The sequence below is a fragment of the Corynebacterium sp. c3Ub_189 genome (genome assembly GCF_039907195.1).
Classification (GTDB): domain Bacteria; phylum Actinomycetota; class Actinomycetes; order Mycobacteriales; family Mycobacteriaceae; genus Corynebacterium.
On record NZ_JASBOF010000069.1, the window covers coordinates 1 to 455 of the forward strand.

The following is a 455-nucleotide window of genomic DNA, read 5'->3' on the forward strand; positions in this document are numbered from 1 at the left end:
TGAAGTGCCCCGAGTTTTGTTCCTAGGCATTTGCCTTGATTTCTATTATTTCCTGTGGCGGTTTCTGCTTCCAAAAATCGGTTTCCACTTCGACTGGGGTTCGGTATCCCAAGCTTTGGTGAAGCCTCATCTCGTTCCACCATGACACCCACTCGAACGTCGCGATTTCTACCTCGACAACATCCTCCCACCTGCGAGTATGGATCAGCTCGTTCTTGTAGGAGCCGTTAACGTTTTCAGCCAGAGCATTGTCATAAGAATCCCCGACAGTTCCGGTGGAAGCGGCAATCCCGTGCTGGGCAAGGCGCTCGTTGTAGACCACGCTGACGTACTGCGAGCCGTGATCCGAATGGTGAATGAGACCTGTTGTTTCCTCAGCACACACGATCGCCTGATTAAGAGCTTGCAGCGGCAACGCTTCGGTGCGCATGGAGTCTGATAACGCCCACCCAACG

Annotated in this window: 1 protein-coding gene; it reads right to left on the reverse strand. The window is 53.2% G+C overall.

Annotation, left to right across the window (positions count from 1 at the left end; translation table 11 throughout):
- Window positions 1-22 precede the first annotated feature (22 nt).
- The coding region (locus QKD99_RS11545) for an integrase core domain-containing protein (protein WP_347951494.1) at window positions 23-455 on the reverse strand (433 nt) is incomplete at its 5' end.